The following is a 25,583-nucleotide window of genomic DNA, read 5'->3' on the forward strand; positions in this document are numbered from 1 at the left end:
ATCACAGATTTGCTCATGACTCCAGTTCGGTTGCTCCCAAGCTGACTTGAGGCCGTTTGCGTGGCGCCACGTAATAAATGTTTCCGGTTGCAACGTGCCCTGAAATGTTCCTCGATGTATATTATGTTAAGTTAATGGTCGGGGTGGTTCATGCTGTTGAGTTCGGCCTGAATGTTGCTCAACCCAACAGACGGCCAACGCCTGCATCCGGGGAAACACCAGCTTGGTGCATCCATCAAGTGGACTGCCCACACCTACAATGTTGCCCACCGGCAGGAGTCCAATCCGCCAGGTCCATTCAACCTTTTCAAGGACGTTCATGAAGCATCTGTTTCTGACTCTCAGCATGATCGGTGCCGCCACCCTGGTGGGCTGTGGCAAGACCGAAGCCCCCGCACCCGCTGCGCCTGCACCCACCGCGGCAGCGCCGGCTCCTGCCCCCACCACGAGCCAGTGGCCCGAACTCCGCGTGGCCATCGACCCCACCTACAAGCCCTTCACCTACAAGACGGACGCCGGTGAGCCCGCCGGCTTCGACGTGGACGTGGCCAAAGCCCTGTGCGACGAACTCAAGAGCAAGTGTGTGTTCGTCGAGCAGGCCTGGGACGGCATGATTCCCGGTCTGCTGGCCAAGAAGTACGACGCGATCATTTCCTCGATGTCCATCACCGAAGAGCGCAAGCAGTCGGTTGATTTCACGGGCAAGTACTACAACACGCCGTCCTGCGTGGTCGTCAAGACCGCGCTGAACCTGGGCGCCGAAGCCGCGGGCTTCAAGGGCAAGAAGCTGGGCGTGCTGAAGGCCTCCACCCAGGAAAAGTACGCCATGGGTGAGCTCAAGACCGCCGGTGCCACCGTGGTGCCGTACGATGCGCAGGACCAGGTCTACCTGGACATCAAGTCCGGCCGTCTGGACGGCACCGTGGCCGACGTGGTTGAAGTCCAGGGTGGCTTCCTGTCCACGCCGGACGGCAAGGACTACAGCTGCGCCGGTGGCCGCATTCCCGTCGAGTTCGACGCCAAGTACTTTGGCGCCGGCGCCGGCGTGGCCATCCGCAAGGAAGACACCGCCCTGCGCGACGCGCTGGACGCGGGCATCAAGGCCATCCGCGACAACGGCAAGTGGAAAGAACTCTCCGAGAAGCACGTCCCTGGCGTGGACATCTGGGGCTCCTGATCCGCTGAGCTGAACCGCGAGCGCCGATGACGACCTATTTCATCCAGATCCTCCAGGGCCTGCTGGTCACCCTCGGCGTCTCGCTGGGCGCCCTTCTTGTCGCCGCCGTGCTCGGCCTGGCCGGCGCGGCGGCCAAACTCTCTCCCTACCGCTGGCTCAACTGGCTCGGCGACATCTATTCCACCGTCATCCGGGGTGTCCCGGACCTGGTGTGGATGCTGCTCCTGTACTTTGGCGGGCAGATCCTGATCAACGACATCTTCGAGGCCATGGGCTACCGCAGCGGCCCGCAGATCAACCCCTTCGTGGCGGGCGTGCTCACCATCGGCTTCGTCTACGGCGCCTACATGACCGAGACTTTCCGCGGCGCGATCATGAGCGTGCCCAAAGGGCAATCGGAGGCCGGGTGGGCCTACGGCATGAGCCGCTTCTACACCTTCCGCCGCATGGTGCTGCCACAGATGGTGCGCTTTGCCTTGCCCAGCTTCACGAACAACTGGCTGGTGCTGCTCAAGGCCACCGCCCTCGTCTCGGTGATCGGCCTGGCCGACATCACCAACCTGGCCAAGCAGGCTGGTGCGGCCGCACGCGGCGACATTCCCGGTGCCGCCATCATCTTCATGGCCTTCGCCGGCTTTCTCTACCTTCTGATCTCCACCGTCAGCCTGATCCTGCTGCGCAAGGCCGAAGCCCGCTATTCCGTGGGCGTGAAGCGGGGTGAGTTCTGATGGACAAGTTCGCGATCATTTTTCAGCCGCAGAACCTCGCGCTGTACTGGACCGGTTTCCTGGCGACCATGGAGTTGCTGGCCATCAGCCTGCTGGCGGGCGGCCTGCTCACGCTGCCCCTGACGCTGATGAGGGTCTCGCGCAACCGCTGGGTGTCGACCCCGGTCTGGCTGTTCACCTATGTGGTGCGCGGCACACCGCTGCTGATCCAGGTCTATTTCATCTACTACGGCATCGCCCAACTCGAATGGGTGCAGTCGCTGTGGGACACGGTCTGGCCCTGGACGCTGTTCAAGGACCCCTTCTTCTGCGCTGTGGCCGCGTTTTCGCTCAACACCTGCGCCTACACGGTGGAAATGCTGGCGGGCGCCATCAAGGAAACACCCGCCGGCGAGATCGAGGCCGCACAGGCGGCCGGCTACAGCAAGTGGAACATGATGTTCCGCCTGGTGCTGCCCAGTGCCCTGCGCCGCACCCTGCCCGGCTACTCCAACGAAGTCGTGATGATGCTGCACGCCACCTCGCTGGCCAGCGTCGTACCCGCGCTGTACGACCTGACCAACGCGGCGTACGCGATCTACAAGACCTACTACCTGGCCTTCCAGCCCTTCATCGTGGTGGCGGTGCTGTACTTCATACTGACCTTCGCCCTGGTCTACGTGTTCCGGCTGCTGGAAAAGCGCTTCCTGGCCTATCTGCGTCCGCGCACGCACTGATTTCGTTTTTCTCCTTTCTCGGATGCGACAGCTCCACCACCACCTGCTCTCTCCTTCGCTGGGTACCCAGCGCCAGGTCACCAGCCTGCACTTCGGTCAGGGCGCCAACGGACGCAAGGCCTACATCCAGTCCAGCCTGCACGCTGACGAACTGCCCGGCATGCTCACCGCCCACAAATTGCGGGGGCTGCTGGAGGCGGCCGAGTCGGCCGGCGAGATTCCCGGCGAGGTCGTGCTGGTGCCGGTCAGCAACCCGATCGGCCTGGACCAGAGTCTGATGCATCATCAGGTCGGCCGCTTCGAACTGCTGACCATGGAGAACTTCAACCGGAACTACCCGGACTTCTTCAACCTGGTCAAAGACCGGATCGCGCCGAAGCTGACACCGGACGGGGATACCAACAAGGACATTGTGCGGGCGGCCATGCACGAGGTGCTGGGCGAGCAGGTGGTGAGCACCGAACTGGAGAGCCTGCGCCGGGTGCTGATGAGCCTGGCCTGCGACGCCGACGTGGTGCTGGACCTGCACTGTGACTTCGAAGCCATTCTTCACATGTACGTCGAGCAGCCCATGCTCGACCTGATGGCGCCTCTGGCCCGCCTGCTCGGTGCCCAGACGCTGCTGTGGGCCCGGGGCTCGGGCCCGTCGATCTCCTTCGACGAGGCGCTGTCCGGTCCGTGGTGGCGCCTGCAGGCGCATTTCGCCGACCGCGCACCGATCCCGCTGGGCTGTGCCAGCACCACCGTCGAGCTGCGCAGCCAGACCGATGTGTCGGACGCCTTCGCAACACAGGATGCCCGGGCCATCGTCGGCTACCTGCGCCACGCCGGCGTGATGTCCGGACCGGCCCCTGCCCTGCCCGAACCACAGTGTGAGCCGACGCCGCTGGCCGGTACGGAAGCGTCGCATGCCCCGCACCCGGGCGTGATCGACTTTGTCGCCCAAGTTGGCGAGCGGGTGGCCGCCGGCCAGCTGCTGGCACGGGTGATCGACCCTCTGGCGCCACGCGAAACCGAGATCCGCAGCAGCATCGAAGGCATCGTTTACGCCCGCCACAACCTGCGCTGGGCCACGACGGGCATGGAGCTCTGCCGGGTGGCCGGCCACACCCCGATCCGCTCCGGCAACCTGCTGAGCCCCTGACAGACCCACGCACCATGACCACCAAACTTGAAGCGATCGACATCCGCAAGAGCTACGGCTCACACGAGGTGCTCAAGGGCATTTCCCTGACGGCCAAGGCCGGCGACGTGATCAGCATCATCGGCTCATCCGGCTCGGGCAAGTCCACCTTTCTGCGCTGCATGAACCTGCTCGAACGCCCTCAGCAGGGCCGCATCGTCGTGGCCGGCGAGGAACTCAAGCTGGTCACCGCCAAGGACGGCATGCTCAAGGCCGCCGACGAAAAGCAGCTGCAGCGTCTGCGCGCCAAGCTGGCCATGGTGTTCCAGCACTTCAACCTCTGGTCGCACCTGACCGTGCTGGAGAACGTGATCGAGGCGCCGATGCACGTGCTCGGCAAGGGCAAGGACGAGGCCGTCGCCACCGCACGCAAGTACCTCGAAAAAGTCGGTCTGCGGGACGTCGAGGGCAAGTACCCGGCCCACATGTCGGGTGGCCAGCAGCAACGCGTCGCAATAGCCCGCGCGCTGGCCATGGAGCCCGAGGTGATGCTGTTCGACGAGCCCACCAGTGCGCTCGACCCCGAACTCGTCACCGAGGTGCTGCGCGTAATGCGAACCCTCGCCGAGGAAGGCCGCACCATGGTGGTGGTGACGCACGAAATGGGTTTTGCGCGCGAGGTCAGCAACCACGTGCTGTTCCTGCACCAGGGGCGCATCGAGGAACAGGGCAACCCGCGCGAGGTGCTGGTCAATCCCACGTCCGAGCGGCTGTCCCAGTTCCTTTCGGGCAAGCTCAAGTAGGTCGCGGCGACGTCCGCCAATCGGGCGAACAGCGGGGTTTCCGTCCTGCTGTTGGCGGGTTTCTGTGGGGTCCGGATGCGAGAGCATTGCTGCATCCCGGAACCACCCGCCAGAAAGGAAACTCTCCATGAGCACCGTCGACACCAGCAACTCCAGCGCCTGGTCACAGACCTTGTCGTCCCTGAGCGGTGCAATGTCCAGCTACCTGCAGGACAAGATGCACAAGAAGATGGATGCCGATGGCGACGGTGGCGTCAGCCAGAGCGAATTCCAGGCGGCACTTGAAAAGGTCGCCGGCAAGCTGGGCGTGGACGCGGGCAAGGGCGCGTCCGAGCTGTACGCCTCGCTGGATGCCAACAAGGACGGTGCACTCAACGGCAGCGAGGTCGGGACCTTGCTGCAAAACCTCTTCTCCTCGGCCTCCAACACCCAGGCGTTTGTGCAGTCGCGCGGCGACGAGGCCCGGTTCGCCGAGCTCGATGCCGACAACGACGGCCAGATCTCGATGGCCGAATTCGGCATCACCCCGGCCACGGGAACCACGGTGGTGCAGACCACCACGGTGATCACGACCACACAGGAGATCGCATCGGACGGTGCCACCGCGCCGGCCGGAGGCAGCGGTTCCACCACACCGGTCACGGCGGCCCCCGTGCACACGGCCAGCACGCCGGATGACACCACGGTGGTCGCCAGCGCCGAGGACGCGGCCGCCACCGAGGACGCGTCGCTGCAGGCCCTGATGCAGACCGTCGACACCGATGGCAGCGGCGACATCTCCAGTACCGAGCTGAACGCCTACGTGGCCAAGCTCAGTGCGCAGGCCGAGGCCGCCAGCAAGCGCTACAACGACACCGCCCTGGCCTCACTGGGCGGCGGCAGCCTCAACGAATCGGCCTGATACCGGGCGGGCCCGCTCAGGGCTTGAGTTCCAGGCGGCTGCGCCACTGTGTCGGCGCCATTTTCAGCGGCCGGTAATCCACCGCAGCCCATGTGTCGCTCATGTCGCGATAGCGGCTGGAGAGTACGTTGCCGCTCTGCCCGGTCTGGTAGATGAAAAGGGAGTTCTCCGGATCGGCCAGGTCGTAGATGGCGCGCAGGCTGGCCGCGTGCCGGTTGGCAAAAGGCGCATCGGCCTTGTCCAGGTGGTACTGGCCGACATTGACAGTGAACGGGTCGCCGCCCGTTTCCTTGCGAACCTCGAACATGGGCGCCAGCGCACCAACGTTGCTGAACGGTCGGTGCACTGAAATCGCCGGATGGGCGGCGCCCCAGCGCCAGCGCGACACATCCGACCCCTGCTGCGCACTGATGCGGTCCAGCGCTCGGTCCAGCGCCGCGGAGCTGGCCGCTGCACAGCCCTGCGGACCGCACCAGCCGCGGTCGTCGCGCTCCAGAATGCCTTCCACCGCGTTGCGGAAGAGGCGCTTGCCGTAGAGCTTCTCGAACCGCTCCACACCCAGCCGCTGGCCGACGACCCCGCGGGTGAACTCGTCGACCCAGACGCTGTAGATCAGCGGCGCGGCGGCGTCGGCGCCCATGTCGCCCTTGAAGTCCTTGAGCGAAGCCTGCGCCGCAGCGGCGAGCAGGTGGCTGGATGCGGTCTTGCTCAGGTGCGGCAGCAGGCGCAGCGTGGCCTCCGAATGCAGATCGCCATGCATGGCGCGGAAGCTGGCCGCGTCGTGCTTCTCCGTCCGCGCCAGCAGCGCCTCAATGCGTTCCTGGCGGTACGGCGCCGCCCAGTCCTGGGTGAGGAAATGCGGGTAGTCGGCCGCGTGGATGCGCTGGTTGGCCGTGGCGATCCAGCCCTTGGCGCCATCGTCCTGCGGGGTGTCTTCGTACGGGAGGTAGCCTGTCCAGTCGTAGCGCGCATCCCAGCCCGGCGACGGGGCCACGCCGCGAATACGGTTGTCCGGGGAACGCAGTGGCACCTTGCCCACGGCCTTGAACGCGATGCGCCCGCTGCGGTCGGCCATGACCGCGTTCTGCATCGGCGCATGGAAGTGGCGGAAAGCTTCCACCAGGTCGTCGACCGAACGTGCGCGGTTGGAGGCCAGGGTGGCGTCCACGTTGCGGTTGTCCGCCTCCAGCGCGGTCCAGCGCAGCGCCAGCGCGAAGCGCCCAGTGTCGATGAGGTCGCGCGCACGGCCCGGCGCGTCGCTGAGCACGGGGCCGTGCCGGCTGGTGCGCACCGTGTGGACCACGTCGGGCTCGCCTTTGACGCGAATGGTTTCAACACGTTCGTCAAACCGCGCCCACGCCTCCTGTCCTGCGGGCGCCGGCATGCGGTAGCGGGTCGGGTCACTGGGATCCAACTGCTCCAGATACAGGTCCTGCACGTCGGGCCCCGTGTTGGTGAAGCCCCAGGCCACGTCGGGCGTACGCCCCAGCACCACGAAGGGCGTGCCCGGCAGCGTGGCGCCGATCACGTCCATGCCTTTGAGGCCGGGCACGTCGGGCGCCTGCAGGCGGGCGAAGTACCAGATCGCCGGCGCGCTGAGGCCCAGGTGGGGGTCGTTGGCCAGCAGCGGCTTGCCGCTGGCACTGCGCGCGCCCGACACCACCCAGTTGTTCGATCCTTTGCCCTCCACCTCACCCAACGATCGGGTCCACTCGACCACGCCCTGGGCCAGCGCATCCACCGTTGGCCCGGAGTGGATGGCGCGAGACTGTTTGCCCTCTGTGGCCGGAAACACTCGCAGCGCCCGGTACAGCTCTGCCAGATCGGCCGAGGCTGCAGGGGCTTCGCCCGGATACGGCGGAAACAGCTGCCACAGCGCAGGAGTGTCCAGCACCTGCAGTGCGGACAGGCGGGCCAACTCGTTGCCCCAATTGCCACCCAGGTCCAGCGCCATCATGAGGGCCCAGCCAGCGCTGTCTTCCGGCTCCCAATAGCGCCCTGCCGCAGCTTCGTCACGAGGATCGATGCGCAGGATCTGGAACTCCGGCGACAGGGCCTGCCCGCGTTCGGCGAAGAAAGCGTTCACGCCATCGCTGTAGGCCTTCAGCGCCGCCCGCCCCTCTTCACTCATGCCTGCCATCTGTGTCTGAGCGGCCTGGCGGATGCCCAGCGTGCGCATGAGCAGGTCGGTCTCCAGCGTGGAGCGGCCAAATACCTCGGACAGACGTCCGCGCATCAGGCGGCGGTTGAACTCCAGCTGCCATCCGCGCTCTTGCGCATGCACATAGCCCATGGCCATCCACGCGTCCCGGGGGTCGACGGCGAGGATGTGGGCCACATCGCTGCTGTCGCGTTGCACCTGCACTGGCCCGTGCAACCCCGGGAGACGGAGCTCTCCGTCCATCTGGGGCAGGCTCCTCCAGGCGTAAATCGCCAGCCCAGCCACACCGAGCAGGACCAGCAACAGCAACAGAACGAAAGTACGGCTCAACCAGCGCATCAGGACCTCCAAGGGTGGTGCGATGGTAGCGGCGACGGACCGCCGATGCAGCCGTCAGGGCGAACGACTCAGACGCGGGCGCGACCGTGCCCGAGCACCATCTGGCCGTCCACCAGACGGAAGCTCACTGTGGGTGCGCTGATGTCGGTGAACGGCGCGCCCATCGAGAACTCGCCGTCGCTGTGCAGCAGACATTCCTGCCGCCTCAGCGCTATCGCGTTCTCGGCGCCGGCAAAGCGCACCCAGGTGCCGTAGCTGCTGGTGTCTTCCAGCAGATAGTTGCCTGAGCGGATGTCGATGGAGGCGTGCATCCGCGAGACCCGCGGATCGTTCACCACAAAATCGGCCTCGGGCACCCGGCCGATCTTCAGCGGCAGGTCCGTGAGATTGAACGACTGGCTGGCGTCCAGCCAGCCCAGCTCGATGCCACCGAACACCGATTCGGTGGTCTTGCGCAGAGCGTGCAGATCGGCCGGAAGCGTCAGAAACTCAGACAGCATCTCGGTCTGCCACTCGATGCGAAAGACCTCCGCCGGCTCGACGCGCCCCTTGATGCGGATCGGCCCCAGACTGCGGCTGCGCACGTGCTGTCCCTTGCCCAGTTTGCGGATCACCATGTCGTTGGCCAGTATCTGCTCCGGGCCGGCCAGATCGCTCAGACGGGATGCCACGTTGACCGCGTCGCCGAAGCAGTCGCCGTCGACTTGCACGACCTGTCCCCGCGCCATGCCGATCTGCATCATCAGCTTGAGGCGGTTCGGCCACTGGGCCACCCTTTGCGAGTGCTCCTGCTGGATGGTGCTCATGCACTCGACGGCCAGCCGGTTGTTGGTGAACGACAGCAGCACGCCATCGCCGAGCATCTTGACGACCTTGCCGTTGTGCTCCAGGCCCATGGCACCGATCCATTGGGTCAGCTTGGTCACCGCCTTGGCGGCGCGGTCGTTGCCCAGTGTTTCAAACACCGAGACGCTGCCGGTCAGGTCCACGAAGGCAATCGTCAGTTCGGCCATGGAAATGAGTGGAAGTCGGTCTGGGAGAGGCCGTGCGCTGCAAGAGTCCTCCGCCGCCAGGACAGCCCGGCAGACGGTAACAGGGTGTGTGGTTTATCACACATTCTGCCGCTTGAGCTCCGGAATTGACGTCGCCCAATGCCGCTATTGGGAGTATCCACAAGGTTGAGTCCAAAGGACCTAAACAAACCCGCCGCCATTGAACACTTTCCGAAGCAATTGCAGGCGTCGTCACCTGACCTGTACACGCAATATCTTAAACAGTCTTTCTAAACGCTTGATTTGGCTGTTGTTTTCTTGACTTTCATCAAGTTACAGAACTTGCTCCCTTGGGCCTGGCGGACTTATCCTGCGCCCATAACTTCCTATCGTTGGGATCGCAAATGCGCTGGATCAAACCCACCATCCGCCACAGCATCTCCGCCTTGCTGGGCAACGAGGTGCGAAAGCACTCGCCGGAGTCGCTGGAACCGGTGCGCCAGGCCATGCTTGCGGTTCTGGGTGAAGCAGGAGCACAAGCCAATCCCCGGCTCAAACACCGCCTCATGTATGTGCACGATGTGCACGCCCTCTGGTACGCGCGTGCCGAGATGGTGGCCGTGCTGAGCCGGCTGCACGGGGAAGCTCGCGCGGTCGATCTCGTGCGCAGCGTGACACCGGTGTTCAACGGCCTCCTGCCCAAAGGCCTCATGGAATCCACCCGCTCGGCGCGCTGAAGCGCCAGCGAGCAATCCCCTCAACCCCAGAACAGCAGAGCTTCACACCCCTGCACCATCACCTCCACGTCCCGGCCCACCGGCAACAACACCTTGGTGGGCACATGCCCGAACGGCAGCCCCGTCAGCACGGGCGTCCGGGTCTGGCTCCGCACCCAGTCCACCACCGTCTGCAGCTTGAACCCGCGGTCGTGCGGAACCGTCTTGAACCGGTTGAAACTGCCCAGAACGACCAGCTTCTGGCGCCCCAGGACGCCCGCGTGCAGCAACTGAGTGAGCTGTCGCTCAATGCGGTAGGGATGCTCGTTAACGTCCTCCAGAAACAGCACCCCTCCCTTCACTTCGGGGAGCCAGGGCGTGCCGACCAGCGAACACAACACCGACAGGTTGCCGCCCCAGAGCATGGCCTTGCGAAGATGAAGTGATGCGGATTCGTCGCTGGGGGCCACCGGCAAACCGGGCAGGTCTTTTTTGGGAAGAACCCAGCCGGCACCTTCCCCCTGGCCGTCGAGCAGGTCATCGAAACACGCTTCCATGATGTCGTCGGGCGCCTCGGCACCAAAATCTTCGCCCACTGCAGGCCCCGCCCAGGTCACCGCCCCGGTCTTGGCCATCAGCGCGCACTGCAGCGCCGTAAAGTCGCTCAGTCCGACAAACTGCGTTCCCTTGTCGATGGCCTTGGCCAACTGCTTGTAAGGCAGTTCCGGCAGGATGCGCGTGAGCCCGTATCCTCCTCGCGAAATCAGCGCCACGTCCGCACCGCTGGCGGCGGCCCGCCCGACGGCCGCCACGCGGGTTGCATCGTCGCCTGCGAAGCGCATGTGGCTGCTGAGCGCCGCCTCGTCAATCTCAACCTCGTGGCCGAGCTGCTGCAGCCGTTTCACCCCACGGCGGAAGGCGGCCTTGTCACGCACGGCACTGGATGGGGAGTAAATGTAGATGTGGCTCATGGCTCGTTGAATGAATCGGGGGCGATGGAAAAGTGCCGGCAGGCGGCGCGGGCGATCTGCTCACCGTGCTCCTGCACAAAATGTCCGGCATCGGGCAATGTCCAGGGCGGCGGGCAGCCCCGGATGTTACGGGCCAGCTCCTGCATGACCGGTTCTCCCAGCACCGGGTCGCGCGCACCGATCACCATGAGTGTCCGGCCCTGCCAGTGCTCGCGCCAGAACCGCCGCGCCTCGCGCGTGATCGGCGCTCCCTCATCGTCGGCGTGCTCAGGCACCATGGCGGGAAAGGCCCGCAGCGCCGCGCGGTGGCCCGCATCGGGAAAGGGTGCGTTGTAGGCCGCGCACTCGGCGGCTTCCATGTGCGGATTGCCGCGTGCAAAAAGACGTCCGACGTCGAACAACGGCTTGTCCGCACACATCTTCCGCCACGCCAGGAACCCGGCCGACAGCGCCTGGTCGCCAGTGGCAAGCATGGTGTTCATGATCAGCACCCCGGCGTATCGGTGCGGAGCGACCATTGGCAAGGTCAGACCCAGCAGACCGCCCCAATCCTGGACCACCAGCACGACATTGCGCAGATCCAGTCGTTCGATGAGTTCCAACAGCACCTCACGGTGCCAGTCGAAGTGGTGGAACGTGTCCTTCTTGGGCTTGTCGCTCTTGCCAAAGCCGATCAGGTCGGGAGCCACCACACGATCCCCTGCCGCCACGAAGACGGGAATCATCTTGCGGTACAGATAGCTCCACGCCGGATTGCCGTGCAGGCAGACCCAGGTGCGGGGCGCGTCCCGTGGACCTTCGTCAAGATAGTGAAGGCGAAGGCCGTCCAGCGATGGCAGATCACTCACATAGTGGGGCGCCCAGGGGTATCCGGGCAAACCGTCGAAAAGCCGTTCGGGCGTGCGCAGCGCATCGTCCCGCAAGGGATGGACCACTCGGCGCTGCTGGTCGCGGCGGGCCTTGAAGAAATGGCTGAGCAGGCCCCCGCACTCCGCCGCTCTCACGCCCCCCTGCACCACCGTCTGATGGTTCAGCTGCAGGTTCCCGAACAGGTCCACCACCGAGCCGGCCGCTCCCGTCTTTGGATCACGGGCACCGTACACCACCCGCTTCAGGCGCGCATGCAGCAGGGCACCACTGCACATGGCGCAGGGCTCCAGCGTCACGAACAGCTCACAGTCGTCCAAGCGGTAGTTGCCCAGTGCCTGCGCGGCCGCGCGCAGCGCGACGATCTCTGCATGGGCGGTGGGATCCAGTGCGGTGATCGGTGCGTTGCGCCCCACACCCACCACTCGTCCCTGATGCACCACCACCGCTCCTACCGGCACCTCGCCTGCAGCGCGTGCAAGCTCGGCTTCCAGGAGGGCCAGGCCCATGTAGTCGGCATCGTTCATGCCGCCATTGTCCCGCACCCTTTGGCCTCGGTCGTCAATCGAACAGCGACGGCTGCCGGTCCTGCAGCGGCCAGCTTGCCAGCACCTCGTGGCGCCCCTGCCCGTAGAGGCTGTCCACGAGCCTCACCTCGGTCACATCCCAGGCCAATGGCTCGACGCGCCGGACACCGACGGGGACGCGCTCGTAATCCACCGTGATGTGCGGATAGAAGCTGGGCCGTATCCAAGCCTCGGGCCATCCGACCGAAAGCAGAGCCGCGACCAGCTCCCGTCGAAGACGGTACAACGGTCGCACGCCAGTGCCATGTCCCGCCAGCTCGACAGTGCCGATTTCACTGTGAGGGCCGCGCGACTGCAGCGTGTCAAAACAGACGCGAAATGGTGCGGTGTCCAACAACGACCCAGCCAGCAGGGCCAGTGCCACGACCTCGCGAGGAATTTGATGCTCGTACGATCCCAGCGGCACCAGTGTGGTGTGCAGCCGCTCTGCGGCCATGGGCTTGGAAGGTCCGTGGTACGAGCGGTTCAGCAACCGTTGCAAACGGCCAATGTCTTGTGTGATGGCCAGGGGCGGGTGCAACATCAAGTACAGGTTGTGTAGGGTACTCATGCAACACCTCCTTGGGCTGCAATTGAGAGGCACCCATTCTGCACAAATACTGTCTATTTGTACAGTTCCTGTGCAGGCATCATTCCCACTCTATTGTCAACAGTCGGCCGCGTCTCAGAGGAAAAGAGCACTGTTTGCCGGGCGAGAACAGGCCCGCGACCGACAGATCTACCGTCACGTTCGAGAGCCCTTCCCGGGGTACATTGCTCTCGCTTTCATTCATTGATGGTTCGCAGCAGCGATTGGAATGCGAAAGTGGCATGTTCTGTAGCGCGATGACGGTATCGGATGCTCATTCCGGTAGGAGACGACGGTACTCAAGGGTGGGACGACGGTATCACAAACCTCCTTGACTCTGACCTGTTCGGCTCACACGGATCGTTGGACACTGATGCACGATTTAGAAGTGAATCCAGCAAGGCGGCTGAAGCCTATTGGTCTCACAGTGAAGGCGTTGCTTCAACCGGGAGACGCATCGTGCACCACCTCCGCTTCCACCCCTCTGCTGATCAGATCGACCCACCAGTGGCTGTGCTCTTGCGTATGCGCATGGTAATGAAGATCACTGGTCTTGGTCGCTCAACGATTTATCGCTTGATGGCGAGCCATGAGTTTCCCAGCCCGGTGCGGCTTGCTCCGCGCGCCGTGGCGTGGCGAAGAGCTGATATTGATTCTTGGAGCCAGACTCGGCCCACCGTGCCCCACTGATCGATTCGAAGTGGGTCAAGACGTGGGCCTGATTCACGAGCCGAACACTACGCATTGGAAGCCAGGTGACCTGGTCATCCACGATTCAGATGCCAAGCGCGCCGATATGCTCATGATCGTGCTGGGACAGAATGCCTCTGGCATCTATCGCACCCGATACGCATTCCCCTGGGTGCAGCCTAGGCCATGGCGCCGAAAGATCTGGCGCAACACGCTTGAGTGGCTGCACGATCCAGCGAGGTTTGGCATCGCTGTTCCACGCTTGCTGCATCGTTCAGATGCTCAGCTTCAGGACAGCCCCAACTAACATCAGACTGAGAACCATACCACCCCATCGCCAAGTGGTGAAGCGGTAACGCTGGTTCAGCCAGATGGCTCGGCGAAGCCGGCAAACTGACAGCAACAGAGTTGCCGCCATCAAAACTGGTCCTATGACTCCGAGTTGCAGGTGCGAAAGGGAAATCAAGAGTACGGTGGCCACGGGCCAAGCAACCGCGTCCAACGCAGCGAGGCTCCTTCTACCAGCCCATTGGGGGGCATTTTGACTCGGTTCGCGAGCAACCAGCAGCCACATAGGCCACCTCCTTTTCTGATCTTTAAAGGATGCCACATTCCTTCAAGCGATTAATTACGCACGGCAACCACGTGTAATTTTTGTCTTCCAGAAATATTTCTCACCTCCTTGAATCGGAAAACACTCGATACCGCTTGTAACTTATCGGAAGCGATTGATACATGAAAACCATCGACACATTTTCCGCTTGACCAACTAAATAGCGCAGGTTGGCAACCGCGTCAGCCAGACATCGGGAGATACCCATGCTGGATCGTGATCAGTTGGAAACTTTTGCTGTGGTGATTGAGCAGCAGAGCTTTGAAAAAGCGGCGACTGCACTGAGCATCACACGGGGCGCCGTATCCCAACGAATCAAGGCGCTGGAAGAATCGCTATCTACGGTTCTGGTGCTTCGGGATCGGCCAGTTTCACCCACCCCAGCAGGTGAAGTTCTGCTGCGGCACGTAAAGGCACTCAGGGTTATGGAGGGGGCCGCCTTGCAGGCGCTGGCGCCACAGCCAAAACTCCACGCCCCTATTCCGCTGTCCATCGCGGTGAATGCCGATTCATTGGCCACTTGGTTTCCAGAGGTTTTGAAAGAACTTCTGCTGAGCCAGCTGGTCGCACTAGAAGTTGTCGCAGATGACCAGGATCACACTTCGCAGTTACTGTCTCGCGGCGAAGTCATCGGGTGCATCTCGACAAGTGCCAAGGCAGCAGACGGTTTCGCGGCCGAATGCCTGGGAGCCATGGAGTACCGCTGTTATGCAACGCCTCAATTCGCGGCAAGTGCCTTTCCAGACGGATTGACTGTTCCATCGGTTCTCACCGCCCCTGCTGTCCTCTTCAACCGAAAAGATTCCCTGCATGACGAGTTCCTGAAGAGCCGATTCGGGTTTTCGATTGACCGGTATTCGAAACACTTTTTGCCTTCACCGGTGGCTTTGCTGGAGGGTGTGGCTATGGGCGCGGGCTATGGCCTGATCCCAAGCACCCAGGCCCAAGCGTTGATGGACAGCGGACGGCTCCTGGACCTGTGCCCCAACCACAGCGTCATGGTCGATCTGTACTGGCACCATTGGGAACTCGAACCGCCATTGGCCCACGACGTGACTGCGTTGATAGTCAAAGTGGCTCACCGCGAACTGGTTTCACGCGCAGTCGATGCGCCGGTGGTCCTGGTTGCAGGTTCGGGCGACTCAGCATCAAGACTTCGTCACGTCAGTGCGGCTGTGGCTGGCAACAACTCCAAAGCCGACTGCAACTCCCATTGATGCAGCAAGTCCGGCTATCAGCGAGAGCGCGTCAGGCTGCGGTGCCCACAGGCCTAGCCAACTGGCCGCATATACGCATCCAGACACGACACCCCCCGTGACCATGGTGGCCCTGGCACGTTGAGGAGTCAGGCTGATGTCTCCAAGCAGGGCAACAAAGCAGACGCCGACGCTGGCCAGATAAATGATGTTGACCGACACCATGGTTTCGACGATGCCCTGATCTCGCGAGGCAAGCGCAGCCCCGATGATGAGAGATACAGCCGACGCAAGCCTTGGTCGGTGTTTGGCTGACTGGGTCGTGCTCATGGCTGAGGACATCGCTCGCAGAATCGCCGCGCCCGAACCCAGCGCAGCAAGCGAGAGTGCTGCCAACATGGCAGCCTCAAGTCCCCACGCAAGATTGCCCAACGCTTGGGACAACACCCAAGGGATGACTTGCTTGCCATCTGGCATATCCACCAACACACCGCCCGACTGCATTGCCACCACAACGGCCGCCGGCAAGAACCCAATCAGAATCAGCACCACTCCGGCGGTGACGCATCCAATCACAGCGCTTCGGGCCGATCGACCAGACATCACGAACTGGTGGTAGTCGGCTCCCGTGACGACCAGGAGGCCAACAGCGAGCAACATGGTACCCAGTTGGGGCGGACTGAAGGTATCCAAGTCCTCCACAAATCTAGGCATTGCATCCAGGTAGAGTGCCAGCCCATCTGCAGTGACAAGGGTGTACACGAGAACCACTCCGCTCAACAGGAGGCATCCGGCGAACACTCCCGAAGCGATGTGAAGGCTCATTTGTGCTGCGGCGTAGATCAGCCCCAGCACGATGATCAGTCCATACGGATCTGGCACTCCCAGCAAGCGAGCGACAGCCACACCGCCATGAATCTGTGCGGCGAGCACACCTGCCATCCAAAGCAGGGACAGCGTAGCGACCAGGCCACGCATTTGCGCGCCGTAGGCTTGCCCAAACAACTCCCATACTGACAACCCAGACTTCCACAAAGGCTTGGCCACCAGTGCGAGTGCCAGCATGCCTAACCCGGTGGCGACTCCGTAGATGCTTCCGGCCATCCCGTGTGCCAGGGCCAGTTCTCCAGAACCGAACAAGAAGCCGATGCCGTAGCTGGCTGACACCAACAACGCCGCGATCTGGATGCTGTTCAGGACGCGATCTATCACGTCGCCCCCCTGCTCTGCCACTCGGTTGTTACCGCATTCCTTGTGCGGAAGTAAGCGCGGCAAATGTGTGCCCGATCCTCGAACATGGGCAACCGACTTAGCAGTGTGTGAGCTTCCGGAAGTCGGTAGTACGGAACTGCTGGCAACAGATGGTGGGTGAGGTGGTAGCCGTTATTGCGCGGATGGATGATCCAGCGCCAGGGTCCGTGACAGACCATGTCACGGGTGAAGCCAAACACCCCACCCGGGAGCAGCCCGAAGTGATCGCACATCTCGCGAAAAGTGGTGATGCAATGAAAAAGCGTGGCTCGCGAGAGCAACCACAGCCCCACAAAAGCCAACGCAAAATCGCCACTACCCAACATGGCGAGCACTCCAACAAGACTCGTCCACCATCCGATGATGAAGGCCTTGCTCCGCAAGCTGACCTCCCGCGCGAACAGATGACCGCCCAGTGAGCCCAGCCAAGTGTGCCACGGCAGCAAGCACCTGGCGTAGCTGACCATCCAGAAAGATGGCAGTTGATCCTGCCCCAGAATCAGGTCAGGGTCACCTTGCGTGCGGCCCAACTCCAAGTGGTGCTGGAAGTGTGTCTCCCGATACCGGGAGAGACTGGCGAACAGCAGTGGCGCCACCAGCACCCGGGCGATGAAGTCGTTCCTATGCTTGTTTCTACAGATGTTCCGGTGACCCGCGTCGTGAAGAATGTTGCCAAGTGCCCGTTGCCGATTGGAAATCACCAGCACGGACAACGGCGCAAGCACTGCATCGAGCCACACGACCGCAGCGACTGCGGCGAGGATCAACGCCCAATCGAACGCAATATCGAGCAGCACTTGCCAGGGACGCAGCTTGAACAACTCGCTGTACGGACTACGCTGCTGCCTCAGCTGGTTGCGAAGGTCGGCCATGTCCGCGAGGATTTCGGAAGTCGGTGCCATGTGGACACTCCTTCTCACTGTGCTTTGCCGTGTGGTGCCCGGCAGTCAAAGCAGTGGATGGCGGGAGTCTGTGCCGGGCTGCGCCAGACGGTAGCAGCAGATTCCGGTTGAGCGCCACGGTTTAGGAACTTTGGCGGCGCGTCAATTCAGCTAAACCGACCCATTCAGCGACGTACCTGCGCACTTGTGCACGCGCCGAACGAACACCACCCGCCCATAATCGACTCCGAAAGCCAACATCATTGACCTGTGCAGGAGGACATCGGATGAGCGGAGAAAAAGACCAAGTTCGGCTGCAGAAAATGATGGCCCCTGACCTTCGGCCAGAGACCTACGTCTACTGCACCTTCCAGGATCATCGACTCCCTGCTGACTTCTCTCCCATCTGCACTTTCAGGGAGTCAGAAGGGTTGACGGCCATTGTGGAACGCTCTCAAGCCGTTCGGGCCAAAGTGCCCTTCATTTTCGAGGCCAAACTCATCACGCTCACCGTGCACTCGTCACTGGAGGCCATCGGCTTCCTGGCCATGATCTCCACGACCTTGGCCAAAGCGAGCATCCCCTGCAACGCGGTCGCAGCCTTCCACCACGATCACCTATTCATCCCTGTGAATCGGGCCGACGAAGCGGTTTTGTTGCTGGAGGCATTGAGCCAAAGCAGCGCACCAGCAGTGATTTGACTCGCTGGGTGCACCGGGTTCTCGTCGTTTAGCGCAACTGACCCAGCTGCAGATTTGGTCGCCCTCCCCGAAATTCCTTTGACATCGCGCGATGCGCTTGTCTACCCTCCCCTCTATCCAGTCAGTTGAGACTTGATGTGTGGGTCACGCGGCAACAGCGCTGCGCGGCCTGTCGGTCAACCAGATCTGCAGGAGTGGGGATGAGGAACTTTCAGAATCCCGTGGTGCTGACGTCAGCACCTTCCGTGTTGACCAGACCCACGTTCAAACGCCGCATTGACCCCATCGATGCACCCGCTCGCGCGCTGGGCGCCAAGCGCTCGGCGCTAGTTACGAAACGCGCTGAGTCGACTGCGTTGGCTGCTGGCCGCAATACTGCAATTTCTACGGGTAATGATTCGTTGCTCGTGTCCGCCGATGGCGCCGTGACCTTTCTGCTGCGCACAACCAACTACGGTTTGCTGATGGAGCGCACCCAGCGTCAAGGTGCGAGCATACGGTTGGTACAGATGATGGTGTTTCGTGACGAGAAGAGCTTCGACTTCTGGTGCGCGGTTGAGCCCCTTCGGTTTGAAGACGGACTACTGTTCAACAAGCTGGTGCGCGAAGGCCATGCGGCATTCAGAGCCAAGTTCTGAACGCAACAAGTACGCCTCGCACAGCTGGGGCTGCGTGGAGGACGTTCGTGTTTTGCAGCTCCTGCCGCTGATCGCAGATGTCAGGTCTTCAGGCGAGGTGCTGTTGCTCTTTCACGAAGTTGTTGTTGGTCTGGGTGCTGACGCGGGTGTCTTCCTGAGTTGCCTTCGGGATGATGCGACCCAAACCTCCTTTCGGTCGATGTGGGCCTGCGACCCGTCATGGGCGGCTGCATACGCGGCTCACCGATGGTTCGAACACGACCCCTGGTTGCGGTATGCATCGAGCAACGCGGAGCCGATCCGCTCCAGCGACTTGGCCTGCTCATCGAACCAAGAAATTGATTTCACCAACGCAGCGGCACAGCATGGCTTCACTCCCACCCTGATTGCACCTGCTCCCAGCCCCGTAGGCCTCTCCCGGGTGGGCGTTTTGTGCCTGGGATCAGTTGACCCCAGCCATTTAGACGGCGAAAGCTACCCCAAGGTGCGGGTGCTGGCGCGTGCGCTCGCCATGGAGTTGCATCACTGGATCGCACGATCCATGCGAGAAGAGCTGCTACAAGGGGGGCACCTTACGGAAGCGGACCTGTCCCTCTTGCGTCATGAGGCCGCTGGCCACAGCAGCAAAGTCATCGGCGCTGCCATGAATCTGGAAGCCAAAACCATCGACTGCCGGTTTCAGCGGCTCAATGCCAAGCTGGGGGCGCCTGACCGGCGGTCAGCCGTCCGCATAGCCCGTCTCTACGGACTTCTGTAGGCTAGCCCCAGACATTCCTTCATGTCGCGCCAATGTTGTATGAGCCAGCAAGCAGCCATTCGACGAAGAGGCCCTCAAGCAACAGTTGGTCGGCTGGTCTGAAGGATGGACCGACCATGCGCCGAAACGATCAGCGTGGCTGGAACGCAATGATCCCCATACCCAATAAGGCTACTGCCGCACCGGTTACATCCCAGGCTGAAGGCCGGACGCCATCCACCGCCCACAACCACGCGATGGCTGCACCGATATACACGCCGCCATAGGCTGCGTAAACGCGGCCCGAAGCTGCATCATGCAAAGTCAACAGCCAAGCGAACAGTGCGAGACTGGCTGCGGCCGGCAGCAGCAACCACGCTGAGCCGCTTTGGCGAAGCCACAGCCAGGGCAGATAGCAGCCAACGATCTCGGCCAATGCGGTAGCGACGTAAAGCAAAAAGGTATTCATGGTCGGTCAATGCGCAAGATGGGCATGGCATGCACAGGCCTCGCCGTGCGCGGCAGCCACCAACTCCTTGAGGATGCCGCAATCGGCCCCGTTGTCGTCACAACGCCCGCAACTGGCCTTGAGCAGCAACAGCTGCTTCTCCAGCGCTCGCATGCTCTTGAGCCTTGCACGCACCCGCTCGATCTGTTCTTGCACCAGGTGATCCACGTCCGGGTGCGGCTCGCTCGGTGCATCCAGCGCACTCAGCAGTCGGCGGATGTCGGCCAGCGGCATCTCCAGCGCTCGGCAGTGCCGGATGAAGGCCAACTGTTCCAGGTGAGCATCGGTGTAGTCGCGGTAGCCGTTGTCCTGCCGCGCCGGTGCTGGCAGCAGGCTTTGCTTCTCGTAGTAGCGGATGGTTTCAACATCCACGCCAGTGGCCTGTGCCAGTTCTTTGATGCGCATGAGGTCTTTCAGGTCGTTTGAGGTGAAGACTTGACTCTGGAGCCGCTTCAGGGTTTTCAATACCCTCATTCTGTACCTGTAGGAGTTCCCATGTCCGCCCATTGCTGTGAGCACGAAACCCCCAAGCCCGCCCAGATTGCCAACCTTACCCGCTACCGCCGGGTGTTGTGGATCGCTCTGGCGGTGAATGCCGCGATGTTCGCTGTTGAACTGTCGGCAGGGTTCACGTCGGGCTCCTTGTCCCTCATCGCCGACGCCATCGATTTTGCGGGTGACGCGCTGAACTACGGCGTGTCGCTGGCGGTGCTGGCGTCGGCCCTGGCTTGGCGCGCGCGTGCCGCCATGCTCAAGGCGGTCAGCATGATGGGCTTTGGGGTGTTTGTCCTGGGTCAGGCCATCTGGTCGATCTGGAACGGGGGTACGCCAGACGCGCCCACCATGGGCGTGGTGGCCCTCATGGCACTGGCCGCCAACTTGGGTGTGGCCTGGATGCTCTACACCTTCCGCGAAGGCGACGCCAACATGCGCAGCGTCTGGCTGTGCTCGCGCAACGACGCGATCGGCAATGTGGCGGTGTTTCTGGCCGCATTGGGGGTGTTCGGAACCGGGAAAGCATGGCCAGACCTGATAGTGGCCAGCCTGATGGCGTTGCTCGCCCTTCACGCCGGCTGGCAGGTGTTGCGTCAGGCCAGGGGAGAACTTGGAACCACAGATGCCAGCGACCACGGGCATGACCACCATGGCCACGCCCATTGAGTCCGTGGCGACGGTGGCGTTCGACGCGCACACCTTCGAGCGGCTGTCACAGGCTTACCAGCGCCTTGATCATCACGATGTTGCTCAAGCCTGGCACCTGCTCGAAGCCATGCATGTCCTGGGGCAGACGCGTTTGCTCCCGCATGCACGCTCTCACTGGTGCATGCTGGGGCTCGCCTGGCGGACGCGCGACCGTTCCGAGCTGAGCGGGCAATTCCTGAGGCTGCTCCTGGTGCCTCTTGGGCATCTTCTTGGCCGTCTGCCGCTGGGCAACCCCGGTCGCGCAAACATCAGTGCGTTCCAGCTCATGAAGGTGACCCCGAAACTTTGGGCCACCATTCGCCAGTTCCAGTCCTCACCTGACAGCTGAACAACCTGAGGCCAACCAGGTCTGAGCATCCCATCCAGCGCCAGCGCCGTAAAATCCCTTCTCAATGCGCCTCGTTCTGCTCACCCTCTTGATGCTGTTCTGCCTGCCCCTGCAATGGGCGGGAGCGGCCGAGCACGAGCCTTGTGTGCATGAGCTCTGTGCTTCGGCGCATGCTACTCTGACAGTCCCGCCTGCGCTGGCCAACACCGATGACCACCTCGGCGAGTCCTATGCGCAGCACTCCCACTGCGGGAGCTGTCACTCCGGCGCTTTGGCCCTGCCGGTCTGCGCGCCCTTTGTCTCGAGCGACGAGGCCACCCGCTTGCACATGGTGGCCAGCCTCTGGACCGAAGTCCTTCTCGTTGAGCGGCCCGAACGGCCGCAGTGGCCCACCCTGGCCTGACCAGGGTTCGGTTTTTTTGACGGCGCCCAGCGCTGACTCCGATCCCTGTGAAACGCGCCAGCCCTCGCGGCTGGTGATGTCCGTTCTTTCAGGGTCTTTTTCATGTCTGCATTTCCCTCGCGGGATCGTCCCCGTCTGGCTTGGCTCACCGCCGTGGCCTTTCTTTTGGCACTGGACCAGTTGAGCAAAGCCTGGTTCGCCAGCACCATCGCGTTGGGCTCGGCCGTCGAAGTCACCACCTGGTTCAACCTAGTCCACGTGCTCAACACCGGCGCCGCGTTTTCGCTGCTGGCCGATGCGGGTGGCTGGCAGCGGGTGTTCTTCATCGCCGTCGGTTTCGCGGTGGTCGTTCCCATCACATTCGTCAGTCTGGCGCGCCGGGTGGACCCACTCGAACGCGTGGCGGGTGCGCTGCTGGTGGCCGGCGGCAGCGGCAACCTGATTGACCGCATGGTCAGTGGCGCCGTCACCGACTTCCTCGACTTGCACTGGCGTGGTCTGCACTGGCCAGCGTTCAACCTGGCCGACGTGTTCATCGTGCTCGCTGTGGGGGTCTGGATCCTGATGTCCTTTCGCCCGACCAAAGCAACCTCAGGGAGCGCCCCATGATGCGCTCCTGGACCCTGCTGCTGCTGGCCTGGCTGGTGGCCACCACCGCCACCCTGGGCGCGCTCTTTATCGGTGAAGTCATGGGCATGACGCCCTGCGTGCTGTGCTGGTACCAGCGCATCTTCATGTTCCCCATCGCCATCGTTCTGGGCATCGCCTGTTTCACCGATGACCGCCGGGGCGCTGTCTATGCCCTGGCCCTGGCATTGGGCGGTCTGGCCATGGCCGGCTACCACACCCTGCTGGTCGCGGGCCTGATCCCCAAAGCCTGGGTGCCATGCAGCGCCGGGGTGTCTTGCGCGGACCAGAAGCTCGAAATCCTCAACGGCGTCCAGATCCCCTGGCTGTCACTGGCCGCGTTCATGGCGCTGGTCATCCTTCTCGTCGTCTACCTCAGAAAGTCCTCCCGATGAACTCCAAAAAAATCACCGTCGCCGCCTTGGTCACCATCGTCCTTGTGTTCTTCGTCCTGGGCATGAATGCTTACCAGAAGCGGGTCCAGAACTCGCAGGCGGAGAAGGTCAATCAGGCCGTCAAAGAATCCACCGGTCAGCCGGTCAACCCGTCGGGCAGCCAGGCAGACAACCGCCTGGTCCGCTTCCATTCGCCAGTCTTTGGGCCGCGCAACGCGCCGGTCACCATCGTCGAGTTCTTTGATCCGGCGTGCGAGACCTGCCGGGCGTTCTATCCCATCGTCAAAGACATCCTCAAGCAATACCCGAACGATGTGCGCCTGGTGGTCCGGTACGCCCCCTTCCATGCGGGCTCCGATCAGGTGGTCAAGCTGCTGGAGGCCGCCAAACTGCAGGACAAGTACCTGCCCGTGCTGGAGATGGTGCTGGCCGCCCAGCCGCAGTGGGCCGACCACGGCAAACCCAACCTCGATCTGGCGTACCGCGCCGCGCAAGAGGCGGGCCTGGACATCGCGAAGGCACAGGCCGACGCACAGACGCCAGCCATCGACGCGGTTCTGAAGCAAGACATCGAGGACCTGACCGCCCTGGAAGTGACCAAGACGCCCACCTTCTTCGTCAATGGCCGCGGACTGCCGTCTTTTGGCGATCAGCAGTTGATGGCGCTCGTGGCCGAAGAAGTGGCCAAAGCCAAAAAGTGACATGACACAGCGCTTTTCACCCATTTCAAACGATTCGTCGGTGGACCGTCGGCGATTTGTTCAGACGTTTTTCGCTTGCTTGGCAGGTATCCCTGCGTTGATGGCCTGTTCACAAGAAGCGCCCAAGTTCAAGAGCACCGATGTGACCGGCGCCTCCTTTGCCCAGGATCTCCGGCTGAAGGATCACAACGGCAATCTGAGGACGATGAAGGACTTCAAGGGCAAGATCGCGGTCGTCTTCTTCGGCTTCACGCAGTGTCCGGACGTCTGCCCCACCTCGATGACCACCATGGCGGAAGTCAAGCGCTTGCTGGGCGCCCAGGGTGATCAGCTGCAGGTGCTCTTCATCACGGTGGACCCCGAGCGGGACACGCAGGCGCTGCTCAAGGAGTACATGGCGAACTTCGACCCGAGTTTCATCGCGCTGCGGCCCGAACCCGGTGAACTCCAGGACGTCGCAACTGGCTTCAAGATTTACTACAAGAAGGTCCCGGGTTCGACCCCGACCTCCTACACCATGGACCACTCGGCGGGTAAGTACATCTTCGACACCGAAGCCCGGGTCCGCCTGTTTTCCGCCTACGGAACCGATGCCGCCACGATCGCATCGGACATCCAGGTCCTTTTGTCCGCGGCCTGAGGCGCTTCAAGCCCTGGGAATAAAGCCACTGCCTGCCTTGCCATGAAGCCTGTCCACTTGCGCAATCTGCAAACACTGATCCACAGCCACCGACGGCCCGTGCTGGCCGCCCTGGGCACCTTGCTGCTGGGCACGGGTGTCGTGGCCTTTGGCGTCTCACCTACCTTGCCTGACGCCGCCCAGTGGCCGGTCCGGCAGGTGTTGGAGACCATGGATACCCCTCTGGCGGAGCCTGCGCTGACGGCATCGGCGCCCGAGTTTCTGATTCACCAATCGCAGCTCACCCGCCGAGACGACTCCCTGCAGGCCTTGCTCAAACGGCTGGGCGTCGATGATCGTGAAGCACAGAGCTTTCTCGCCCGTGACACCACATCACGGCTGCTGCTGACGGGTGCTTCTGGCAAGCTGGCTTCTGTCACCCGTACCCCCGAGGGGCGCTTGAGCACCTTGTCGGTGCGCTGGGTGGACGCCGACAAGCAGCGCGTCAGTCGACTGGTGGTGGAGCGGCAAGACATTGGATTCAACGCCCGGCTCGAACAGCCCACGCCACGTCGCCTGGTGCGGTTCGGCTCGCTCACCATTCGCTCCTCGTTCTACGCGGCCACCGATCAGGCCGACATTCCAGATGCCATCGCCGCGCAGACGGTCGAGGCCTTTTCCGGAGACCTCGACTTTCAGCACGATCTGCGGCGTGGTACGCGCGTCAATCTTGTCTATGAAGCCTTCGAGCTGGACGGCGAAATCCTGTTCACAGGACAGCTGCTGGGCGCCGAGATCCAGCATGGCCGGGAAACACACCAGGCCATGTGGTTCCAGGCGCCTGGCAAAGCGGGCGAATTTGTCAGCCTAGATGGGGCGAGTCAGCGACGCGCCTACCTGGCTTCTCCCCTGGCGTTTTCCAGGGTCACCAGCTCTTATGGGCCACGCATCCACCCGGTGTTCGGGGAGCAGAAGTCCCACAAGGGCACGGACTACGGCGCGCCGGCCGGAACCCCGATCCGAACCGTGGCCGACGGCGTGGTGAGCTTCGCGGGTCGCCAAGGTGGCTATGGCAACTACGTCGTGATCCAGCACCCCGACAAAGCCGCCACTGCGTATGCGCACCTGGAACGCATCGCCGTCCGGGTGGGCCAACGCGTGCAGCAAGGCCAGACCATCGGAACGGTCGGCTCCACCGGCACGGCGACAGGCCCGAACCTGCACTTTGAATACCTCGTCAAAGGCGTGCAAACCAACCCGTCGCGGATCGCCAGCGATACGTCGGTCTCGACCGTTGCGGTGGCCCAGCTGCCCGGCTTCAAGCAGGAGGTCAAGGCCATGCGGGAACAACTCGCCATGGCCGCTTCCGTCGCCCAGGCCAACGCGCAATGACCTTCGGACAGAACGACGCCATGTTGGTACCACCCGATCGGGTCACCACCCG

Annotated in this window: 29 protein-coding genes; 20 read left to right on the top strand and 9 right to left on the bottom strand. The window is 62.7% G+C overall.

The annotated features are described in order from the left end of the window. Window positions 1-319 precede the first annotated feature (319 nt). From RCO38_RS09250 to RCO38_RS09275, 6 genes are all read left to right on the top strand, one after another. Entirely contained in the window at window positions 320-1,177 is an 858-nt protein-coding gene (locus tag RCO38_RS09250) for a transporter substrate-binding domain-containing protein (RefSeq protein WP_308328001.1), read from the top strand. Between the two features lie 26 nt (window positions 1,178-1,203). Continuing rightward, window positions 1,204-1,905, top strand: coding sequence for an ABC transporter permease (locus tag RCO38_RS09255; RefSeq protein ID WP_308328002.1), 702 nt, complete (start codon window positions 1,204-1,206; stop codon window positions 1,903-1,905). After that, on the top strand, window positions 1,905-2,621 hold the full coding sequence (locus RCO38_RS09260; protein ID WP_308328003.1) for an ABC transporter permease: 717 nt from the start codon (window positions 1,905-1,907) through the stop codon (window positions 2,619-2,621). The genes RCO38_RS09255 and RCO38_RS09260 overlap by 1 nt, the downstream gene beginning before the upstream one ends. A gap of 22 nt (window positions 2,622-2,643) precedes the next feature. After that, a complete protein-coding gene (locus RCO38_RS09265; RefSeq protein WP_308328004.1) occupies window positions 2,644-3,765 on the top strand; it encodes a M14 family metallopeptidase in 1,122 nt (373 codons plus the stop codon). Window positions 3,766-3,779: 14 nt separating this feature from the next. Next, window positions 3,780-4,547 (top strand): ABC transporter ATP-binding protein, encoded by a 768-nt coding sequence (locus tag RCO38_RS09270; protein WP_308328005.1) that lies wholly within the window; start codon window positions 3,780-3,782, stop codon window positions 4,545-4,547. A 127-nt stretch (window positions 4,548-4,674) separates the two neighbouring features. Beyond that, window positions 4,675-5,448, top strand: a complete 774-nt coding sequence (locus tag RCO38_RS09275; protein ID WP_308328006.1) for an EF-hand domain-containing protein — start codon at window positions 4,675-4,677, stop codon at window positions 5,446-5,448. 16 nt (window positions 5,449-5,464) lie between these two features. Here the strand turns inward: RCO38_RS09275 and RCO38_RS09280 are convergent, their stop codons facing one another. Both RCO38_RS09280 and RCO38_RS09285 read right to left on the bottom strand, forming a co-directional pair. After that, window positions 5,465-7,948: a penicillin acylase family protein gene (locus RCO38_RS09280; RefSeq protein ID WP_308328007.1), complete on the bottom strand. Its 2,484-nt coding sequence runs from the start codon at window positions 7,946-7,948 to the stop codon at window positions 5,465-5,467. Window positions 7,949-8,016: 68 nt separating this feature from the next. Then, the gene (locus tag RCO38_RS09285; protein ID WP_308328008.1) at window positions 8,017-8,961 is read right to left on the bottom strand and encodes an adenylate/guanylate cyclase domain-containing protein; all 945 of its coding nucleotides are present in this window, start codon (window positions 8,959-8,961) and stop codon (window positions 8,017-8,019) included. A 383-nt stretch (window positions 8,962-9,344) separates the two neighbouring features. On the opposite strand from RCO38_RS09285, the gene RCO38_RS09290 reads away from it, so the two are divergent. Beyond that, window positions 9,345-9,677, top strand: a complete 333-nt coding sequence (locus RCO38_RS09290; protein ID WP_308328009.1) for a hypothetical protein — start codon at window positions 9,345-9,347, stop codon at window positions 9,675-9,677. Window positions 9,678-9,697: 20 nt separating this feature from the next. On the opposite strand, the gene RCO38_RS09295 is transcribed toward RCO38_RS09290, so the two are convergent. Genes RCO38_RS09295 through RCO38_RS09305 form a run of 3 tightly spaced genes read right to left on the bottom strand, consistent with a single transcriptional unit; the run spans window position 9,698 to window position 12,631 of the window. Beyond that, a complete protein-coding gene (locus RCO38_RS09295; RefSeq protein ID WP_308328010.1) occupies window positions 9,698-10,627 on the bottom strand; it encodes an LD-carboxypeptidase in 930 nt (309 codons plus the stop codon). After that, window positions 10,624-12,021, bottom strand: coding sequence for a tRNA adenosine(34) deaminase TadA (gene tadA / locus RCO38_RS09300; protein ID WP_308328011.1), 1,398 nt, complete (start codon window positions 12,019-12,021; stop codon window positions 10,624-10,626). The genes RCO38_RS09295 and tadA overlap by 4 nt, the downstream gene beginning before the upstream one ends. Before the next feature lie 34 nt (window positions 12,022-12,055). Then, window positions 12,056-12,631, bottom strand: coding sequence for a 2'-5' RNA ligase family protein (locus tag RCO38_RS09305; protein WP_308328012.1), 576 nt, complete (start codon window positions 12,629-12,631; stop codon window positions 12,056-12,058). A 543-nt stretch (window positions 12,632-13,174) separates the two neighbouring features. Here RCO38_RS09305 and RCO38_RS09310 point away from each other — a divergent pair. Both RCO38_RS09310 and argP read left to right on the top strand, forming a co-directional pair. Further along, the gene (locus RCO38_RS09310; protein ID WP_308328081.1) at window positions 13,175-13,339 is read left to right on the top strand and encodes an AlpA family phage regulatory protein; all 165 of its coding nucleotides are present in this window, start codon (window positions 13,175-13,177) and stop codon (window positions 13,337-13,339) included. Between the two features lie 819 nt (window positions 13,340-14,158). Continuing rightward, window positions 14,159-15,169 carry an HTH-type transcriptional regulator ArgP gene (gene argP / locus RCO38_RS09315; protein ID WP_308328013.1) on the top strand — a complete coding sequence of 337 codons (1,011 nt, stop codon included), beginning with the start codon at window positions 14,159-14,161 and terminating at the stop codon, window positions 15,167-15,169. Here argP and RCO38_RS09320 read toward each other — a convergent pair. Continuing rightward, window positions 15,101-16,360, bottom strand: a complete 1,260-nt coding sequence (locus tag RCO38_RS09320) for a hypothetical protein (protein WP_308328014.1) — start codon at window positions 16,358-16,360, stop codon at window positions 15,101-15,103. The genes argP and RCO38_RS09320 overlap by 69 nt on opposite strands. Next, a complete protein-coding gene (locus RCO38_RS09325; protein WP_308328015.1) occupies window positions 16,357-17,301 on the bottom strand; it encodes a fatty acid desaturase in 945 nt (314 codons plus the stop codon). Before RCO38_RS09325 ends, RCO38_RS09320 begins: the two co-directional genes overlap by 4 nt. Before the next feature lie 266 nt (window positions 17,302-17,567). On the opposite strand from RCO38_RS09325, the gene RCO38_RS09330 reads away from it, so the two are divergent. The 3 genes from RCO38_RS09330 to RCO38_RS09340 all read left to right on the top strand — a co-directional run bounded on the left by RCO38_RS09330 (window position 17,568) and on the right by RCO38_RS09340 (window position 19,376). Further along, entirely contained in the window at window positions 17,568-17,981 is a 414-nt protein-coding gene (locus tag RCO38_RS09330; protein WP_308328016.1) for an ACT domain-containing protein, read from the top strand. Window positions 17,982-18,181: 200 nt separating this feature from the next. Beyond that, window positions 18,182-18,619 (top strand): hypothetical protein, encoded by a 438-nt coding sequence (locus tag RCO38_RS09335; RefSeq protein ID WP_308328017.1) that lies wholly within the window; start codon window positions 18,182-18,184, stop codon window positions 18,617-18,619. 52 nt (window positions 18,620-18,671) lie between these two features. Then, entirely contained in the window at window positions 18,672-19,376 is a 705-nt protein-coding gene (locus RCO38_RS09340) for a helix-turn-helix transcriptional regulator (RefSeq protein ID WP_308328018.1), read from the top strand. Between the two features lie 130 nt (window positions 19,377-19,506). Here RCO38_RS09340 and RCO38_RS09345 read toward each other — a convergent pair whose 3' ends face one another. Both RCO38_RS09345 and RCO38_RS09350 read right to left on the bottom strand, forming a co-directional pair. Next, a complete protein-coding gene (locus RCO38_RS09345) occupies window positions 19,507-19,824 on the bottom strand; it encodes a YnfA family protein (RefSeq protein WP_308328019.1) in 318 nt (105 codons plus the stop codon). A gap of 6 nt (window positions 19,825-19,830) precedes the next feature. Beyond that, on the bottom strand, window positions 19,831-20,268 hold the full coding sequence (locus tag RCO38_RS09350) for a Cd(II)/Pb(II)-responsive transcriptional regulator (protein ID WP_308328020.1): 438 nt from the start codon (window positions 20,266-20,268) through the stop codon (window positions 19,831-19,833). A gap of 90 nt (window positions 20,269-20,358) precedes the next feature. Here RCO38_RS09350 and RCO38_RS09355 point away from each other — a divergent pair, with 90 nt between their 5' ends. From RCO38_RS09355 to RCO38_RS09390, 8 genes are all read left to right on the top strand, one after another. Then, complete coding sequence (locus RCO38_RS09355) at window positions 20,359-21,024, top strand: cation diffusion facilitator family transporter (protein WP_308328021.1); 666 nt, start codon at window positions 20,359-20,361, stop codon at window positions 21,022-21,024. Further along, entirely contained in the window at window positions 20,999-21,394 is a 396-nt protein-coding gene (locus RCO38_RS09360) for a DUF3703 domain-containing protein (protein WP_308328022.1), read from the top strand. Before RCO38_RS09355 ends, RCO38_RS09360 begins: the two co-directional genes overlap by 26 nt. 64 nt (window positions 21,395-21,458) lie before the next feature. Next, window positions 21,459-21,797 carry a hypothetical protein gene (locus tag RCO38_RS09365; protein ID WP_308328023.1) on the top strand — a complete coding sequence of 113 codons (339 nt, stop codon included), beginning with the start codon at window positions 21,459-21,461 and terminating at the stop codon, window positions 21,795-21,797. A gap of 102 nt (window positions 21,798-21,899) precedes the next feature. Then, window positions 21,900-22,406: a signal peptidase II gene (gene lspA / locus RCO38_RS09370; protein ID WP_308328024.1), complete on the top strand. Its 507-nt coding sequence runs from the start codon at window positions 21,900-21,902 to the stop codon at window positions 22,404-22,406. Then, complete coding sequence (locus RCO38_RS09375) at window positions 22,403-22,819, top strand: disulfide bond formation protein B (RefSeq protein WP_308328025.1); 417 nt, start codon at window positions 22,403-22,405, stop codon at window positions 22,817-22,819. The genes lspA and RCO38_RS09375 overlap by 4 nt, the downstream gene beginning before the upstream one ends. After that, on the top strand, window positions 22,816-23,520 hold the full coding sequence (locus tag RCO38_RS09380; RefSeq protein WP_308328026.1) for a DsbA family protein: 705 nt from the start codon (window positions 22,816-22,818) through the stop codon (window positions 23,518-23,520). Before RCO38_RS09375 ends, RCO38_RS09380 begins: the two co-directional genes overlap by 4 nt. A 100-nt stretch (window positions 23,521-23,620) precedes the next feature. Further along, complete coding sequence (locus RCO38_RS09385; RefSeq protein WP_308328027.1) at window positions 23,621-24,160, top strand: SCO family protein; 540 nt, start codon at window positions 23,621-23,623, stop codon at window positions 24,158-24,160. A gap of 42 nt (window positions 24,161-24,202) precedes the next feature. Next, on the top strand, window positions 24,203-25,531 hold the full coding sequence (locus RCO38_RS09390) for a M23 family metallopeptidase (RefSeq protein ID WP_308328028.1): 1,329 nt from the start codon (window positions 24,203-24,205) through the stop codon (window positions 25,529-25,531). Window positions 25,532-25,583: the final 52 nt, after the last annotated feature.

Origin of the sequence: Hydrogenophaga pseudoflava (assembly GCF_031020795.1) — a bacterium.
GTDB classification, from domain to species: domain Bacteria; phylum Pseudomonadota; class Gammaproteobacteria; order Burkholderiales; family Burkholderiaceae_C; genus Hydrogenophaga; species Hydrogenophaga pseudoflava_A.